The following is a 15,782-nucleotide window of genomic DNA, read 5'->3' on the forward strand; positions in this document are numbered from 1 at the left end:
ACCTACTTCAGGAAGACATAGAGGAGGATCGCGGCCCCCAGCGCCATGCTGAGCGCGTAGTTCCGCACCCGGCCCGTCTGGAAGAGCGCCGTGAAATCCCCGGAGACCCGGGCCAGCGCACCCGGCAGGTTCACGCCCACGCCGTCGATGATGATGACGTCGAAGAGCTTCCACATGAGGTTGCCGAACCAGCGGATGGGCCGGAGCAGGTAGAGCTCCACACCCTCATCCACGTAGTACTTGTTCACCAGCACCCGGTGGACCGTGGGGAACTTCTCTGCGAAGGCCAGCTCCCAGGCCGGGCCGTTCTTGTACTTCGACCAGCCCAGGAAGCCGAAGACCAGGCCCAGGGTCGTGGAGATCGCGGCCAGCAGCACCGCCGGGCCCTCGTGATGGCCGTGGGCGGCGTGGGTCTGCCCGTAGGTCAGGGCCGGCTTCAGCCACTCGCCGATGGCGAAGTGGCCGCCGAAGGCCTCGGGCACGCCCCAGAAGCCCCAGAACAGCGAGCCCACCGCCAGCACCATGAGCGGCACCGTCATGGAGAGCGGGCTCTCGTGGGCGTGCTCGTAGGCGTGGTGGTCGCGGGGTTCGCCCCAGAAGGCCAGGGCCATGAGGCGCCACATGTAGAAGCTGGTGCAGCAGGCCGCGACGACGCCCACCGCCCACAGGGCCGGGGACTTCAGGTAGGCCAGGTAGAGGATCTCGTCCTTGCTGAAGAAGCCGGAGGTGCCGGGGAAGCCCATGATGGCGACGGTGCCGGCCACCATGGTGATGAAGGTGATCTTCGTCTTGTTCTTCAGGCCGCCCATCTTGAAGAGGTCCTGCTCGTGGTGCATCGCGGTGATCGCGCTGCCGGCGCCGAGGAAGAGGAGGGCCTTGAACCAGGCGTGGGTGAAGACATGGAAGAAGCCCGCCGCGAAGCCCGCCGCGCCCAGGCCCAGGAACATGTAGCCCAGCTGCGAGACGGTGGAATAGGCCAGCACCTTCTTGATGTCGCGCTGGAAGAGGCCGATGGTGGCGGCGAAGAGGGCCGTGGCCGCGCCCACCCATGCCACCACGTCCAGGCTGATGGGCGTCAGCGTGTAGAGAGGAGCCAGGCGGCAGATCATGTAGATGCCGCTGGTCACCATGGTGGCCGCGTGGATGAGGGCGCTGACGGGTGTCGGGCCCGCCATGGCGTCCGGCAGCCAGAGGTAGAGGGGGATCTGGGCGCTCTTGCCCGTGGCCCCCACGAAGAGCATCAGCGTGGCGAAGGTGAGGATGCCGAAGCTCGCCTCGGGGGCCAGATGGCCCGCCTGGGTGAGGATGTCGGAAATGGTCAGGGTGCCGAAGGCGGCGAAGAGGACCAGCATGCCGATGGACACGCCCAGATCGCCCACGCGGTTGAAGAGGAAGGCCTTGAGGCCCGCCTGGGGCGCGAAGTCCGTCTCGAAGTAGTAGCCGATGAGCAGATAGGAGCAGAGGCCCACACCTTCCCAGCCCACGAACATCAGGGGCAGGCTCGAGCCCAGGATCAGGGTCAGCATGAAGAACACGAAGAGGTTCAGGTAGCTGAAGAACCGGGCGTAGCCCTCCTCCGCATGCATGTAGCCCACGGAGTAGAGGTGGATGAGGAAACCCACGCCGGCGACGATCAGCATCATGGTGCCGCTGAGCGGATCGATCACCAGGCCGAAGGGGACGGCCATGGATCCGGTCAGCATCCACTCACCGTAGTTCAGCACCAGCCGATGGTCCGGCAGGGCCTTCATGGCGAAGAAGGCGGAGAAGGCCAGCAGCAACGAGGCGAGCACCACGCCCACGCCCACTGCGGTGACGGAGCCCTTGCCCGCGCGCTTGCCCAGCATGCCGTTGAAGGCCGCGCCCAGCAGGGGGAGGATCGGAATGAGCCAATAATACTTGTTCATCGCATCCTCACTGCTTCAGGCTGGCGGCGCGGTCCGAGTCTGTGGTGTCCCGGTGGCGGTAGAGGCCGATGATCAGCGCCAGGCCGACGGCCGCCTCGCAGGCGGCGACGGCGATGATGAAGAGGTAGAAGACCATGGCCTGGGCGTCCCCTCCGCGGAAGCGGGCGAAGGCCAGCAGGACCACGTTGGCGGCGTTGAGCATCAGCTCCACGCCCATGAACTGGAGGAGGAGCGTCCGGCGCAGCAGCACCGTCGCCAGCCCCAGGAAGAAGAGCAGAAGGGCCACCACCAGGTACCCCTGGAGGCCGCCGTGGAGGATCGCATCCATGCCGGTCATCACTGGCTCCTCACAGGTTCCGTTTGGTCAGCGCCACGGCGCCGATCATCGCGGCCAACAGCACGAGGCCGGCCACCTCGAAGCCCAGCAGGTGGTCGGCAAAGAGGTTGGTGCCCACCGTCTGCAGGGTCATGGCCTGGGGCATCGCCGCCCCCTTCACCGCCAGGGCCTTCACCCCGGGGGAGGCGAACACCAGCTTCACTGCGCCGAAGGCCAGCACCGCGAGCAGGGCCACGGACAGCCAGCGCTGGACGGGGTGGGAGACGGCGGCCGCCTCTTCCTGGTGGCTGCTCAGCATCATGATCACGAAGAGCACCAGCACCATGATCGCGCCAGTGTAGACGATGATCTGGAGCGCGGCGGCGACCGGGTTGGCCAGCAGCACGAAGAGCCCGGCCACGCCGAAGAAGGCGGCCACCATGCAGAGGCCCGCCACGACGACGTTCTTCTGCAGTAGCATCCCCAGGGCGCCCAGGAGGGTGATGAGGGCAAAGGTGATGAACATGGCCGCTCCCTTACATCGCGATCGTGCGGCGCGGCACGGAGGGGGTGGGATCCTCGGAGATGAGCTCCTTGCCGTCGGCCTTGGCGTAGGTGTTCATCAGATCCCACTTGCCGTACTGCATGGCGAGCCGGTCGTAGGCGGCCACTTCGTAGTCCTTGCGGAGCCAGATGGCGTCCTTGGGGCAGGCCTCTTCGCACATGCCGCAGTAGATGCACCGCAGCATGTCGATGCTGAACTTGGCCGGGCGCTTCTCCTCGAAGCCCTGGGTGATGTTGAGGTCGCTGAACTCCTCGGCCTCGATGCTGATGCAGCGGGCGGGGCAGGCCTCCTGGCACATGAAGCAGGCCACGCACTTGATGGCCCCGTCCTCGAAGCGCTTCAGCTCGTGGAGGCCGCGGTAGCCCTCGGGCATCTCCTTCTTCATGTCCGGGTACTGGATCGTGTAACGCTTGGCGGTGGGCGTGAAGAGCTGCCTGAAGAAGTGCCTGAGCGTGATGCCCATGCCCTTCATCACCGGCCAGACATAGGTGCGGTCCAGCCAGCTCAGCTCGACCTTCTTGACGACGACACCCATCGCCTACTCCTCAGTGGCCCTGGCTCATGCGCCAGGCGTGGAAGACCAGGTTGACCATGGACATCGGCAGCATCGCCTTCCATCCGAGATGCATGAGCTGGTCATAACGGAACCGCGGCAGCGTCCACCGGATCCACACGAAGACCCAGGCGAAGAAGAGCATCTTCACCAGGAAGCTGGCCACCGAGAGCATCACCGGAGGGTTCTGCATGAAGGGCACCTGCCAGCCGCCGAAATACAGCGTGGCGATGAGCGCCGACGCCGTCATCAGATGGCAGTACTCGGAGAGGGCCAGCAGGCTGAACTTCATGCTGCCGTATTCGGTGTTGAAGCCCGCCACGATCTCGCTCTCGCCCTCGGCGAAGTCGAAGGGGAGGCGGTTCGTCTCGGCGAACATGCACGTGAAGAACACGATGAAGCCGAGGGGCTGGCGGACGATGTTCCAGGCCCAGGGAAGATGCCCCTGCGCCTTGATCACCTCGGAGGGATCGTAGCCGCCCGCCGTCATGAAGATGGTGACCACGGCCAGACTCATGCCGATCTCGTAGCTCACCATGGTGGCCGACGAGCGCATGCCGCCGAGGATCGCCCACTTGTTGTTGCTGGACCAGGCGGCCACCAGCACGCCGTAGACCGCCATGCCCCCGATGGCCAGGGGGTAGAGCAGGCCCATGCCGTTGCCGGGATCCAGCAGCGCCATGTGGTATTCATGGCCGCCGCTCACGAAGCTGCGCCCGAAGGGGATGACGGCGAAGCCCATGAGGGCCGGCACCAGGGCCAGGAAGGGCGCCAGCCAGAACAGGCCCTTGTTGGCGTCGTGGGGGACCAGGTCCTCCTTGAAGAAGAACTTGATGCCGTCCGCCAGGGGCTGGGCCAGGCCGATGATCTTGATCTTGCCGAAGAGGGCCGCGCGGTTGGGCCCGATGCGGTCCTGGATCATGGCGGCGCCGCGGCGCTCCACCCAGGTCCAGAGGGCCGCCAGCGAGAAGACGCCACCGAAGACGATGACGAGTTTCGCCACCATCCAAGCGATGGCAGGCGTGGTGTGCAGCAGGCTTGCGAGCTTGTCCATGGGCGGCTTCCCGGCAGGGCCACCCGCGGGGAGGCCCAACCCATCGAGCCTATCAGAGCCGTGAGGTTCCCGACACGGAGGGAAAGAACTCCGGGGGAGCCGATGCGACCTGGGTCACAGCCTCGGGCCAAAGCTCGCGCTTTGCCCCCCCCTGGAAAAAGCCAAGGCATCTCGCGCGGCATGGCCGCGCTCAAGAGAAATCGTGGGCGAAGCCCGCGATTTCTCAGCCCTTTGCTTCGATCTTGCTCCAGCTGTCCTTCAGCCCCACGGTCCGGTTGAACACGGGCTTTCCGGGGGTGCTGTCCGGGTCCACGGCGAAGTAGCCGGTCCGCTCGAACTGGAAGCGCTCGCCGGGACGGGCTTCCGCCAGGCTGGGCTCCAGCCGGGCAGAGGCCAGGACCTCGAGGCTTCCAGGGTTCAGGAGGGTTTTCCAGTCCTGGCCCTCGGCCACATCCATGGGATCTTCCTGAGTGAAGAGTGCCTCGTAGAGCCGCACCTCCGCCTCCACGGCATGGGCGGCGCTCACCCAGTGGAGGGTGCCCTTCACCTTGCGGCCGTCCGGGGCGTTGCCGCCCTTGCTGGCGGGATCCCACTCGCAGCGCAGCTCCACCACGTTCCCGGCGGCATCCTTGACCACCTCGCGGCAGGTCATGAGGCAGGCCCCGCGCAGGCGCACCTCGGCGCCCGGCGCCAGGCGGAACCACTTCTTGGGGGCCTCCTCACGGAAGTCGTCCTGGTCGATGAAGAGCTCCCGCGTGAAGGGCAGCTTCCGGGTGCCCATGGCGGGATCGTCCGGGTGGCTGGGCACCTCCACCTCGAAGGCATCGGCCTCGGCCATGTTGGTGAGGACCACCTTGAGGGGGCGCAGCACAGCCATGCGGCGGGGGGCCCGCTTCTCCAGGTCCTCGCGGATGCAGAACTCGAGTAGGCCCACGTCGGCCACCATGTCGCGCTTGGCCACGCCCACCTTCTCCGCGAAGGCACGCACGGCCTCGGGGGTGTAGCCCCGGCGGCGCAGGCCGCAGATGGTGGGCATGCGGGGATCGTCCCAGCCGCGCACGATGCCATCCTGCACCAGCTGGAGCAGGCGCCGCTTGCTCATCACCGTGTAGGTGAGGTTCAGGCGGGCGAACTCGATCTGGCGCGGCAGGGGGCGCTGGAAGAACCTGCCCTCCACGTCCTGCTCGAGGAACCACTCGTAGAGGGGCCGGTGGTCCTCGAATTCCAATGTGCAGATGGAGTGGGTGATGGTCTCGATGGCGTCCGACACGCCGTGGGCGTAGTCGTACATGGGGTAGATGCACCAGGCGTCGCCCGTGCGGTGGTGGTGGGCTCTCCGGATGCGGTACATGAGCGGATCCCGCAGGTTCATGTTCCCGCTCGCCATGTCGATCTTGGCGCGCAGGACCTTCGAGCCGTCGGGGAACTCGCCCGCCTTCATGCGGCGGAAGAGGTCCAGGTTCTCCCCAGGGGTGCGGTCCCGGTACGGGCTGGGGCGGCCGGGGGTGTGGAAGTTGCCCCGGTACTCGCGGATCTCCATCTCCGTGAGATCACAGACATAGGCCCTGCCCTGCTCGATCAGGTATTCCGCGTAGTCGTAGAGGAAGGGGAAGTAGTCCGACGCGTAGTGCTCGCCCTTCCACTCGAAGCCGAGCCAGCGCACATCGTCCCGGATGGAATCCACGTACTCCACGTCCTCCTTCACCGGGTTGGTGTCGTCGAAGCGCAGGTTCGTCGCGCCGCCGTAGGCCTTGGCCAGGCCGAAGTTCAGGCAGATGCTCTTGGCGTGGCCGATGTGCAGGTAGCCGTTGGGCTCCGGCGGGAACCGCGTGAGCACCCGCCCGCCGTGCTTCCCCGAGGCGCGGTCCGCCTCCACGATCTCCTCGATGAAGTGGAGGCTCTTGGGTTCTGGGGACGACAGGTCAGCGGACATCGGGGCTCACAGGATGCAAACCTCAAAGATACCCGCTGGCCGGCCCTCCCCGGTAATGGTCATCCCAGTCCCGCCGCCACCTGGGTGGCGCGCTCGATGCCGCGGGCCACGACGGAGCGGATGCGGCCATCCTCCAGGGCCAGGAGGCCGGCGATGGTGCAGCCGGCGGGGGTGGTGACGTCGTCCTTGAGGGCGGCGGGGTGGCGGCCCGTCTCCAGCACCATGGCGGCGGCCCCCAGGGTCATCTGGGCCGCCAGCTCCACGGCCACGGCCCGCGGCAGGCCGCACTGGACGCCGCCTTCGGCCAGGGCCTCCAGGATGACGAACATGAAGGCCGGGCCGCTGGCGCTGAGGCCCGTGACGGCGTCCATGTGGCGCTCGTCCAGGTCCATGACCCGGCCCAGGGGCTCGAAGAGGGCCCGGGCCTGGGCCAGCTGGGCCTCGGTGACCCCCTGCCCCGCCGCCAGCACCGTCATGCCCCGGCGGATGGAGCAGGGCGTGTTGGGCATGGCCCGCACCAGGGGCGTGCCTGCGGGCGTGTGGGCCGCCAGGAAGTCCAGGGTCGTGCCCGCCGCGATGGAGACCACCAGGGGGTGGTGGTCCAGAGCCCCCGACGCGGACAGACCCGCCAGCAGGCCCTTCAGCTCCTTCGGCTTCACGCAGAGCAGCACCAGCTCCGCATGGCGGACAGCCTCGTCCGCATCGCTCGAGAGCGCGATGCCCAGGGCCTCGGCCCGGGCCCGGGCCGCGCCCGGGTGCCGCGTGGCCGCGTGGATGCGGCTGGCGGGATAGCCGGACGCCTCCACCAGGCCGGCGCTGATGGCCTGGCCCATGGTGCCGAAACCGAGGATGGCGAGACGGGGATGGCGGCTCATGCGCGCTCCTTGGAACGAAAAACCCCCGCCGAGGGGGCGGGGGTGGATGGCGGGACCTGGATCCAGGTCAGCCGATCATGCGACTCCCCCCCGCACGCAAGGTGCTAGGGCGCGGGTGGATGGCCGGAATGAGGATCATGCGGATCACTATAACCCTTCCGGACCTCCCGGCGGGCGGAAACCGCTACTGGTCCCGGCCCTGATCCAGGGTCCACCAGGGGCAGGCGCCCAGGTCTGAGACCACGAAGCCCTGCCGCATCTCGGAGATGAGCTGGAACTGTGTGCCGACCGGCGTGTGGAAGCCCGTGGTGATCTCGCCGGGCCCCGAGCGGACGCCGAAGAAGAAGTCCGCCTGCTCCAGACCCAGGCGCAGGATCGTCTCCTGGATGGCCTCCCGCTGGTCCATGCCCTCGGGAATGCCCTGGATCACCTGCACCGCGTCGCCCGCGATGATGGTGGGGGCGTAGGCCTCGGCGCCCTGGTCCTCCAGCACGGCCAGGGTGATGTGGGTGAACTCCTGGAGGTCCATCAGAGCCACTTCGCCAGCCGCGCGGCCACTTCCTCCCGGCCCACCAGCATGAGGGTGTCGAAGATGCCCGGGCTGACCGGCTTCCCGCAGAGGGCCACGCGGAGGGCCTGGGCCAGGTCCTTGGTCTTCAGGCCGTGGCGCTCCAGGATGGCGTTGAAGCCGGCCTCCAGGCCCTCGTGGCTGTAGTCCGTGAGCGCCGCGACCTCCCGCAGCGCGGGCTTGACGGCCGCGGTCATGAACTTCTCCACGGCCTTCTCGTCGAAGGCGGCGGGCCGCTCGAAGGCGAAGCGCAGGGCCTCGGCCATGTCCGTGAGCGACTTGCCCTTCTGGGTGGCCTGGATGGCCTGGGCGCGCCATGCCTCGGGTTTCTGCTCCCAGCTCTCAGGCACGAAGGGTCTGAGATGCGGCTCCAGCTCCTGCCAAGTGGCCCTCTGGATGAGCTTCTGGTTCAGCCACTGCAGCTTGTCCATGTCGAAGCGGGCTGCGCTCTTCTGGCAATCCGCCAGGTCGAAGAGCTGGATCATCTGCTCGTCCGTGAGCAGCTCCTCCTCGGCGCTCTCCACGGCCCTGCCGTCGATCTTGGGCGTCCAGGACAGCCGGGCCAGGGCGAGACGCACCGCGGAGGGCAGCAGGCCCATGGCCTGGTACTCCGTGATGCTGGTGGCGCCGTGGCGCTTGCTGAGCTTGGCGCCATCCGCCCCCAGGATCATGGGCACGTGGGCGAAGGCCGGCAGGTCGTAGCCGAAGGCGGCAAACAGCGGGATCTGCTTGGGCGTGTTGTTCAGGTGGTCGTCGCCGCGGATGACGTGGGTGACCTCCATGTGGGTGTCGTCCACCACCACGCAGAAGTTGTAGGTGGGAACGCCGATCTCGCCGGGCCCGTCGCCCGTGCGGGCGATGATCCAGTCGTCCAGGCTCTCGGCGGGGAAGCGGGTCTCGCCCTTGATGAGGTCGGGCACGACGATGTCGCCATCCACGGGCATGCGGAAGCGGATGGCCGCGGACTCGCTGGCGTCGTGGTTCGCGTCGGCGCAGCCCTTCCCCGCGTCCAGCCCGCGGTTGTACTGGAAGACCTTGCCGGCGGCCTCCACGGCCTTGCGGCGCTCGTCCAGGGCCTCCTTCGAACAGCGGCAGCGGTAGGCCAGGCCCTTGTCCAGGAGCTCCTGGATCTTGGCCTTGTACATGTCCATGCGCTGCATCTGGCGGTAGGGGCCGTGGGGTCCCTTCCACTGGCCGGGATCGCCCACGATCGGCCCCTCGTCCCAGTCCAGGCCGCACCAGGCCATGCCTTCCTCGATGATGCGGATGTTGTCGTCGGTGCTGCGGGAGAGGTCCGTGTCCTCGATGCGCAGGATGAAGCGGCCTCCGTGCCGGCGGGCGTAGAGCCAGCAGAACAGCGCCGTGCGGACCCCCCCGATGTGGAGCATGCCGGTGGGGGACGGAGCGAAGCGGGTGACGACCTGGCGGGACATGGAAGGGCTCCGGGCTATCAGCTATCGGCGGTCAGCTATCAGACAAAACAGCGGGCGCCATCGGCGCCCGACTGAAAGCTGAGAGCTGATAGCCGACAGCTTATTTAATATACAACTTCAGCTTGATCTCCACCGGGGAATCGCCGCTGAAGAGGCTGCGGTCCAACACGATGGGCACCTCCACGACGCTGCGGTGGGGCATGTGCGTGGGAGCGGGGGCATGGGCCGGCGAGAAGGCGGAGTCCACGGGGAATTCGTCGATCTCTTCCAGCAGCTCGCCCGCGGACAGCTCCTCCACCTCCAGGGGCTTGGAATCCATGGCGGGGGTCGGGGGAGGTGGTGGTGGTGGCGGCGCTCCTCCCGTCAGGACAGTCTGGGGCTCCTCGACCACGCCGCCGCCGTACTTCTCGGCGAGGCTCTTCAGCACCAGCCGGGCCACGCCCGAGAGCGTCTCCTTGACCCCCTCGCCCCGCATGGCGCAGGCCTCGAAGGTGGGCACGCTGAAGAGGTTGATCTCCTTGTCCAGGGTGCCGATGGGCAGCGCGTTCGGCGTGTCCCGCTTGTTCCACTGGATGACGTGGGGGATCTTCGACAGGTCGGTGCCCTGCTCCTTGAGGTTGGCGATGAGGTTCTGGAAGCTCTCCTTGTTGCTTTCCAGGGCCGGGGCCTGGGAATCCGCCACGAACACCACCGCATCGGCGCCGCGGAGCACCAGCTTGCGGGTAGCGTCGTAGAAGACCTGGCCGGGCACGGTGTAGAGCTGGACGCGGGTCTTCATGCCCCGGATGGTCCCGAGGTCGATGGGCAGGAAGTCGAAGAAGAGGGTGCGGTCCGTCTGGGTGGCCAGCGACAGCATCTTGCCGCGCCCCTCGCCGGGCAGCGTGTCGTAGATGTGCTGGAGGTTGGTCGTCTTCCCGCAGAGGCCAGGCCCGTAGTAGACGATCTTCGCCGTCAACTCCTTCGTGGCCGCGTTGAAAAGCACCATGCTGCACCCTCGCGATTCATTCGCGTGATCTTCTGGGAAGATTGGCCGCTCCACCCAAACCCGTCAAGAAAGAACCGATATGGGGCTTCCACCCCCAATGAGCCGCCACGATGGCGGAGGGATGCGCTAAACTTCCCGCCATCCCACCTTCCCCGAGGGTTTCCATGGCCAAGCTGCTGGTGCACGAAAGCGCGGGTACCCGCGAATTCGAGATCGTGGACGAGGAAGTCCACATGGGACGCGAGCTGGACAACACCCTGCGGCTCCCGGACCCCAGCATCAGCCGCCATCACTGCGTCCTGCGCAAGATGGGCGGAGGCTATGAGATCCAGGACCTCCAGAGCAGCAACGGCGTGCTCGTGAACGGCAACCGGGTGCAGTCCTCGCCCCTGCGGAACGGGGATCGCATCACCCTGGGCCAGGTGCAGCTCACCTTCCAGGATCCCCAGTCCGAGGTCGGCGCCACGGTGGCGGTGGCCCGCGAAAGCGCGGCCAAGCCCCCCCTCGGCACCGTGCGGATGTCCGCGGATGAGCTGGCCGCCATCCATGCCGGGAAGGCCCCGGCCGAGGATCCCGCGGTGCCCATCCAGCCCTCCACCGGCCCCATGCCCACCCCGGGGAAGCTCGTCCCTCCGGTGCCACCTGTGGCTCCGCCTCCGGCGCCCCGGCCCGCGGCTCCCTCCCGGCCTCCCGAACAGTCCTTCCTCGGCTCCCTCCTGCCCTCCATCCCCGACGACGCCGTGACCGTGGGCGAACGCGGCGACCTGGTGAACCGGCTCCTGGCCGTCCTCATCGACGCCGTGCCGGCGGTGCTCATCTCCATGGCCTTCATGGTCCTGTCCCACCTGCCCGTGATCGGGTGCGTCCTGATGCCCGTCAGCGTCCTCGCCCAGATCGCCTACTACTGGCTCTTCATCCCCTGGTGCGTCTCGAAATATGGCGCCAGCATCGGCAAGAAGATGATGAAGCTGCGGGTGGTGCCGGAGGGCAACCCGCAGGGCCGCATCGAGTTCGGCCCCGCCATCCTCCGCCAGATCGGCAACATCCTCGCGCTCAACCTGATCGTCCTGGCCGTGAAGGGCGACGAGCGGATCAGCCTCAGCGACATGCTGGCCAAGACCGAAGTGCTGAAAGTGGACCGCTGACGGTGATCCTCACCGGCAAGCAGATCCTCGAGGCCCGGAACCAGGGGAAGATCCGCATCGATCCCTGGTCCGACCGGCAGTTGAACCCCAACAGCTACAACCTGCGCCTGGGGGATGACCTGGCCGTCTACACCGAGCGCGAGCTCGACATGGCCAAGCCCAACGGCATCGAGTTCCTGAAGATCCCCGCGGAGGGCCTGCTGCTCCAGCCCGGCACGCTCTACCTGGGGCGCACGCTGGAATACACGGAGACCCACGGCATGGTGCCCATGCTGGAGGGCCGCAGCAGCGTGGGGCGCCTGGGCCTCTTCGTCCACGTCACCGCCGGCTTCGGCGACATCGGCTTCTGCGGCTTCTGGACCCTGGAGATCAGCTGCATCCAGCCCGTGCGCATCTACGCCGGCGTGGGCATCTGCCAGATCTTCTACCACACCGTCAGCGGCGAGTATGAGAGCTACGAATCCGGGAAGTACCAGCGCAACTCCGGCATCCAGCCGTCGATGCTGTGGAAGGACTTCGTGAAGGAATGATCAGGACTGGGTCTGGAGCACCCAGATCCAGTTGGCCAGCAGCAGGGTGACCCCCACGGCCAAGAGGACGCCCCGTTCCCGCAGGGATGCCGCCACGCGCAGCGTCCGCCCCGTGGCCAGCCGCGTCAGCAGCCACAAGGCCGCCAGGCCCAAGCCGAGGGCCACCAGTGGATTCAGGCGCAAGGCGCCGGCCCAGTCCCCGTGCGTGAAGGCCAGCACCACCCGGGTGCTGCCGCAGGTGGGACAGGGATGTCCGGATAGCCGGTGGAACAGGCAGGTCTCGACGGAAGGGGCACCCCGCCGCTCCAGCAGCACGCCTCCCAGCACCAACAGGAGCCAGCATCCCACCAGCGCCGCGGCCCACCCTGGGGGCCGCGGCAGCCGGGGGGATCGTTCCCAGTGGAAGTGCACCGGGGAGTCTCGGATCAGTGGTGGCTCATCGCTCCGAGGGCGGCCATGCCGCCGAAGAACACCGCCCAGATGAGGCCGAGGATACCCAGCACGCAGCCGATGATCCCGAGGATCTTGGCGGCCTTGGTGAGGCCTTCGCCGCTGGGATCCATCTTGCCTTCGGCCATGGCCTTGAGATCGCTGCTGCCCATGACCCACGCGAGGATGGCGAAGATGATGCAGCAGAGGAGGCCGAGGATGCCGAACACCAGCAGCATGGTGCCCCGGTGGGCCTTCACCGGCGCGGCGGACGTGTAGTCGTTCATGGGGGCTCCTGGGAGCAGATGGGACCGGGGTTGACCCGGAAAGGGTTGGGGATGGGCCCAGTCTAAGGGGATTCCAGGGGACTTGGCCAGGGCCGGTCCATCAAATCACTTCAGGCTTTTCCCGCTCCCACCGTCGGCCGGTCCTCTTCCCACAGCACCTCAAAGGGGCGCACCTCATGCTCGATGCCCTTGAGCAGGGATCCCTCCAGCTGCCGCAGGCGGGCCGGGCCCACCAGCTCGGCCGTCCGGGGCCCGATGACGATCTGGCCGGGTCGGGCCACACCGCTCTCCAGGCGGGAGGCCAGGTTCACGGTGCTGCCCATGACCGTGTAGTCCATGCGCTTCTCGCAGCCGATGTCGCCCGCGAAGGCCTCGCCGCTGTTGATGCCGATCCGCATCTTCAGCTCGGGGTAGCCCTCGGGCCGAGCTTCGTTCAGGGCCCGCAGGGTCTCTTGCATGGCCGCGGCAGCCTCCACCGCGTGGCGGGCATGGCCGGGATCGGGGTTGGGCGCGCCGAAGAAGGCCATGATGGCATCGCCGATGTACTTGTCGAGGGTGCCCCCCCGGCTGAAGATCTGGTCCGTCATGGCCTCGAAGGTGCGGTTCAGGATGCCCGCCAGCACCAGAGGTTCCATGCCTTCGCTCATGCGCGTGAAGCCCGAGATGTCGGCGAAGAGCACGCTGATCTGGCAGCGCTGGGCCTGGAGGGCTGGAGCCTCCTTGCTCTGGCTGGACTTGAGGATCTGGTCCACCACGGCCGGGCTGTGGTACCGCTCCAGGCGCTGGCGGAACTTGGCCTCCCGCTCGCGCTGGATGCCCACGGCGGCGAAGTTGGCCATGGCGCTCAGCAGGTGCTCGTCCTCCCGCTTGAAGCCGCCCTTGCTGAGGCTGGTCTCCAGGTAGATCACCCCCAGCGACTGGTTCTCCACGATGAGGGGCGCGCAGAGGGCCGAGGTGATGCCATGGATCTTGATGCTCTCCCCGGCGCTGAAGCGGGGGTCCATGCGGGCATCGGTGGTGAGGATGGCCACCCGGTCCTTCATGGCCGTGCGGGCGATGGTGCGGCTGATGGGGTTGGCGTTCTGACCCGCCTGCTCCTCCCAGACCAGCTCAGGCACCAGCTCGCCATTGGCATCCGCCAGGAGGATGAAGCCCCGCTGGCAGGGGATCTGGGCCGTCACCAGGCCCATCACGGATTCCAGCAGCTCCGCCAGGCCCGCCGCCCGCAGCAGGGTGCCGGCCATGCTGGCGAGGCGCTGGAACAGGGTCACGGCATCGCCCGCAGGGTGCTGCCCGCCGGCCTGGGCCAGCATGGCCTCCAGGCTGGCATGAGGCACCAGGATTGAGCCGGAGGCATCGAAAGCGCGGTCCTCGAGGGAGATCTTCGGGCCGGCGGTCCGGCCCACCAGGTTCAGTCCCTGCGTCGGGGAACCGGGCACCGGCTCGGGCATCCAGCGCACCACGGCCTCGCCCAGGAGCACCGTGTCCCCGGGATGCAGGGGCGCGGGCTCGGCCAGGACCGCTCCGTTGAGCGTGGTGCCGTTCAGGGACTTCATGTCCATGACGTGAGGCTGGCCATCCTTCAGGAAGATCCGGGCGTGGACCCGGCTTACCGCGTTGGCCTGGATGCGGATGGTGGCCTGGTCGCCCCGGCCCAGGGTCACACCCTCTTCCGTGAGCGTCACGGGATGCAGGGCGCCGTCAACCTGGAGGGTGAGCTTCATGCGAAAACCGGGGGGAAGGGTGAGTCTAGCATGCAGGTGCTGACTTCATCGGCCGGTGGCGATAATCTATGAGGTTCCACCTGATGGTGGATGGAGGTCCGTTGACCAAAGTCGGTTTCATGTCCCTGGGCTGCCCCAAGAACCTCGTCGATTCCGAGGTCATGCTGGGCCACCTGCGCCTCAAGGGCTACCAGATCACCCCGGTGCTGGAGGAGGCCCAGGTGCTGGTGGTGAACACCTGCGGCTTCATCGACGCCGCCAAGCAGGAGAGCGTGGAGGCCATCCTCCAGGCCGCGTCCATGAAGAAAGAGGGCGCCTGCGAGAAGCTCATCGTGGCCGGCTGCCTGGTGGAGCGCTACCGGGACGAGCTCATGACCGAGATGCCGGAGATCGACGCCTGCCTGGGCACCCGGGACATCGAGCAGATCGCCGAAGTCATCGGCGCCGGCGCCGCCTACGAGCTGGACCCCAACCCGGACTACCTCTACACCGAGCAAAGCCCCCGGATGCTCACCACCCCCAAGGCCAGCGCCTACCTCAAGATCAGCGAGGGCTGCGACCACGCCTGCGCCTTCTGCGTCATCCCCCAGCTCCGGGGCGCCCAGCGCAGCCGCAGCATCGAGAGCGTGGTGGCCGAGGCACGGAACCTGGTGGCCCAGGGCGTGCTGGAGATCAGCCTCGTGGGACAGGACACCACGGACTACGGTCGCGATTTCGGCGATCCCGATGCCCTCGAGAAGCTGGTGCGCGCCCTGGGGAAGGTGGAGGGCCTGCGCTGGTTCCGCATCCACTACGCCTATCCCAACCGGCTCACGGACGGCCTGCTGCAGGCCATGGCCGAGACGCCGAACTGCGCGAAATACCTGGACATGCCCCTGCAGCACGCCGACGCCGCCATCCTCAAGGCCATGGCCCGGGGCGGCGGCCGGGCCCAGTTCCTGAAACTGATCGAAAAAGTCCGCCGCATCGTGCCGGGCATCGCCATCCGCTCGAACTTCATCGTGGGCTTCCCCGGCGAGGATGAGGCGGCCTTCGAGGAACTGAAGGCCTTCGTGAAGGAGGCCCGCTTCGACCATGTGGGCGTCTTCACCTACAGCCCCGAGGAGGGCACCACCGCCCACGACCTGGGCGATCCCATCCCGAGGCGCACCAAGGAGGCCCGCAAGCGGCGCCTCCTGGAGCTGCAGCAGAAGGTCGCCCGGGAGAAGAACCAGGAGAAGGTGGGCCAGGTGATCGATGTGCTCGTGGAAGGCGCCCACGAGGAGACCGACCTGATCGTCAAGGGCCGCCACCAGGGCCAGGCTCCGGACATCGACGGCAACGTGCTGCTGGTGGATGGCATGCCGCAGGTGAACACCATCCAGAGGGTGCGCATCGTGAAAGCCCACGCCTACGACCTCATCGGCGAAGTGGAGGAGGGCGGCCTCGAGGCGAGCACGGTGGCCTACGAGGCATCCTTCCGGGCGAAACGGGCCTAA

General features: G+C 67.5%; 15 protein-coding genes and 1 pseudogene. 3 read left to right on the forward strand and 13 right to left on the reverse strand.

What is annotated here, in order from left to right; genetic code table 11:
- Window positions 1-2 precede the first annotated feature (2 nt).
- The 10 genes and pseudogenes from nuoL to MLE42_RS16365 form a co-directional block, all read right to left on the reverse strand.
- Complete coding sequence (nuoL, locus tag MLE42_RS06185) at window positions 3-1,907, reverse strand: NADH-quinone oxidoreductase subunit L (RefSeq protein WP_243287016.1); 1,905 nt, start codon at window positions 1,905-1,907, stop codon at window positions 3-5.
- 7 nt (window positions 1,908-1,914) lie between these two features.
- Window positions 1,915-2,235, reverse strand: coding sequence for an NADH-quinone oxidoreductase subunit NuoK (gene nuoK, locus MLE42_RS06190; protein ID WP_420843083.1), 321 nt, complete (start codon window positions 2,233-2,235; stop codon window positions 1,915-1,917).
- A gap of 19 nt (window positions 2,236-2,254) precedes the next feature.
- Window positions 2,255-2,749 (reverse strand): NADH-quinone oxidoreductase subunit J, encoded by a 495-nt coding sequence (locus MLE42_RS06195; protein ID WP_243287018.1) that lies wholly within the window; start codon window positions 2,747-2,749, stop codon window positions 2,255-2,257.
- 10 nt (window positions 2,750-2,759) lie between these two features.
- Complete coding sequence (locus tag MLE42_RS06200; protein ID WP_243287019.1) at window positions 2,760-3,323, reverse strand: NuoI/complex I 23 kDa subunit family protein; 564 nt, start codon at window positions 3,321-3,323, stop codon at window positions 2,760-2,762.
- 10 nt (window positions 3,324-3,333) lie between these two features.
- Window positions 3,334-4,395 (reverse strand): NADH-quinone oxidoreductase subunit NuoH, encoded by a 1,062-nt coding sequence (gene nuoH, locus MLE42_RS06205; RefSeq protein ID WP_243287020.1) that lies wholly within the window; start codon window positions 4,393-4,395, stop codon window positions 3,334-3,336.
- 223 nt (window positions 4,396-4,618) lie between these two features.
- A complete protein-coding gene (locus MLE42_RS06210; protein ID WP_243287021.1) occupies window positions 4,619-6,328 on the reverse strand; it encodes a glutamine--tRNA ligase/YqeY domain fusion protein in 1,710 nt (569 codons plus the stop codon).
- A 59-nt stretch (window positions 6,329-6,387) separates the two neighbouring features.
- Entirely contained in the window at window positions 6,388-7,203 is an 816-nt protein-coding gene (proC, locus tag MLE42_RS06215) for a pyrroline-5-carboxylate reductase (RefSeq protein ID WP_243287022.1), read from the reverse strand.
- Window positions 7,204-7,387: 184 nt separating this feature from the next.
- A complete protein-coding gene (locus MLE42_RS06220) occupies window positions 7,388-7,732 on the reverse strand; it encodes a hypothetical protein (RefSeq protein WP_243287023.1) in 345 nt (114 codons plus the stop codon).
- Window positions 7,732-9,204: a glutamate--tRNA ligase gene (gene gltX, locus MLE42_RS06225; protein WP_243287024.1), complete on the reverse strand. Its 1,473-nt coding sequence runs from the start codon at window positions 9,202-9,204 to the stop codon at window positions 7,732-7,734. The genes MLE42_RS06220 and gltX overlap by 1 nt, the downstream gene beginning before the upstream one ends.
- Window positions 9,205-9,616: 412 nt before the next feature.
- Window positions 9,617-10,189: pseudogene (locus MLE42_RS16365) on the reverse strand (GTP-binding protein); the annotation flags it as partial.
- Window positions 10,190-10,353: 164 nt separating this feature from the next.
- On the opposite strand from MLE42_RS16365, the gene MLE42_RS06235 reads away from it, so the two are divergent.
- A complete protein-coding gene (locus tag MLE42_RS06235) occupies window positions 10,354-11,334 on the forward strand; it encodes an FHA domain-containing protein (RefSeq protein ID WP_243287025.1) in 981 nt (326 codons plus the stop codon).
- A 2-nt stretch (window positions 11,335-11,336) separates the two neighbouring features.
- Window positions 11,337-11,864 carry a dCTP deaminase gene (gene dcd / locus MLE42_RS06240; RefSeq protein WP_243287026.1) on the forward strand — a complete coding sequence of 176 codons (528 nt, stop codon included), beginning with the start codon at window positions 11,337-11,339 and terminating at the stop codon, window positions 11,862-11,864.
- On the opposite strand, the gene MLE42_RS06245 is transcribed toward dcd, so the two are convergent.
- The 3 genes from MLE42_RS06245 to MLE42_RS06255 all read right to left on the reverse strand — a co-directional run bounded on the left by MLE42_RS06245 (window position 11,865) and on the right by MLE42_RS06255 (window position 14,304).
- A complete protein-coding gene (locus tag MLE42_RS06245) occupies window positions 11,865-12,275 on the reverse strand; it encodes a DUF2752 domain-containing protein (protein WP_243287027.1) in 411 nt (136 codons plus the stop codon).
- Window positions 12,276-12,289: 14 nt separating this feature from the next.
- Entirely contained in the window at window positions 12,290-12,580 is a 291-nt protein-coding gene (locus MLE42_RS06250; RefSeq protein ID WP_243287028.1) for a hypothetical protein, read from the reverse strand.
- Between the two features lie 110 nt (window positions 12,581-12,690).
- A complete protein-coding gene (locus tag MLE42_RS06255; protein ID WP_243287029.1) occupies window positions 12,691-14,304 on the reverse strand; it encodes an adenylate/guanylate cyclase domain-containing protein in 1,614 nt (537 codons plus the stop codon).
- A gap of 101 nt (window positions 14,305-14,405) precedes the next feature.
- On the opposite strand from MLE42_RS06255, the gene rimO reads away from it, so the two are divergent.
- Window positions 14,406-15,782 (forward strand): 30S ribosomal protein S12 methylthiotransferase RimO, encoded by a 1,377-nt coding sequence (gene rimO / locus MLE42_RS06260; RefSeq protein ID WP_243287030.1) that lies wholly within the window; start codon window positions 14,406-14,408, stop codon window positions 15,780-15,782.

This window comes from Geothrix terrae (assembly GCF_022808775.1).
GTDB classification, from domain to species: Bacteria; Acidobacteriota; Holophagae; order Holophagales; family Holophagaceae; genus Geothrix; species Geothrix terrae.

Excerpts from the sequence above, each read along its gene's own strand:
- MLE42_RS06195 (WP_243287018.1), bottom strand. The coding sequence starts at position 2,749 with ATGTTCATCACCTTTGCCCTCATCACCCTCCTGGGCGCCCTGGGGATG.
- MLE42_RS06220 (WP_243287023.1), bottom strand. The coding sequence starts at position 7,732 with ATGGACCTCCAGGAGTTCACCCACATCACCCTGGCCGTGCTGGAGGAC.
- nuoL (WP_243287016.1), bottom strand. The coding sequence starts at position 1,907 with ATGAACAAGTATTATTGGCTCATTCCGATCCTCCCCCTGCTGGGCGCG.
- MLE42_RS06210 (WP_243287021.1), bottom strand. The coding sequence starts at position 6,328 with ATGTCCGCTGACCTGTCGTCCCCAGAACCCAAGAGCCTCCACTTCATC.
- proC (WP_243287022.1), bottom strand. The coding sequence starts at position 7,203 with ATGAGCCGCCATCCCCGTCTCGCCATCCTCGGTTTCGGCACCATGGGC.
- nuoK (WP_420843083.1), bottom strand. The coding sequence starts at position 2,235 with ATGGATGCGATCCTCCACGGCGGCCTCCAGGGGTACCTGGTGGTGGCC.
- MLE42_RS06200 (WP_243287019.1), bottom strand. The coding sequence starts at position 3,323 with ATGGGTGTCGTCGTCAAGAAGGTCGAGCTGAGCTGGCTGGACCGCACC.
- nuoH (WP_243287020.1), bottom strand. The coding sequence starts at position 4,395 with ATGGACAAGCTCGCAAGCCTGCTGCACACCACGCCTGCCATCGCTTGG.
- MLE42_RS06250 (WP_243287028.1), bottom strand. The coding sequence starts at position 12,580 with ATGAACGACTACACGTCCGCCGCGCCGGTGAAGGCCCACCGGGGCACC.
- gltX (WP_243287024.1), bottom strand. The coding sequence starts at position 9,204 with ATGTCCCGCCAGGTCGTCACCCGCTTCGCTCCGTCCCCCACCGGCATG.
- MLE42_RS06235 (WP_243287025.1), top strand. The coding sequence starts at position 10,354 with ATGGCCAAGCTGCTGGTGCACGAAAGCGCGGGTACCCGCGAATTCGAG.
- MLE42_RS06255 (WP_243287029.1), bottom strand. The coding sequence starts at position 14,304 with ATGAAGCTCACCCTCCAGGTTGACGGCGCCCTGCATCCCGTGACGCTC.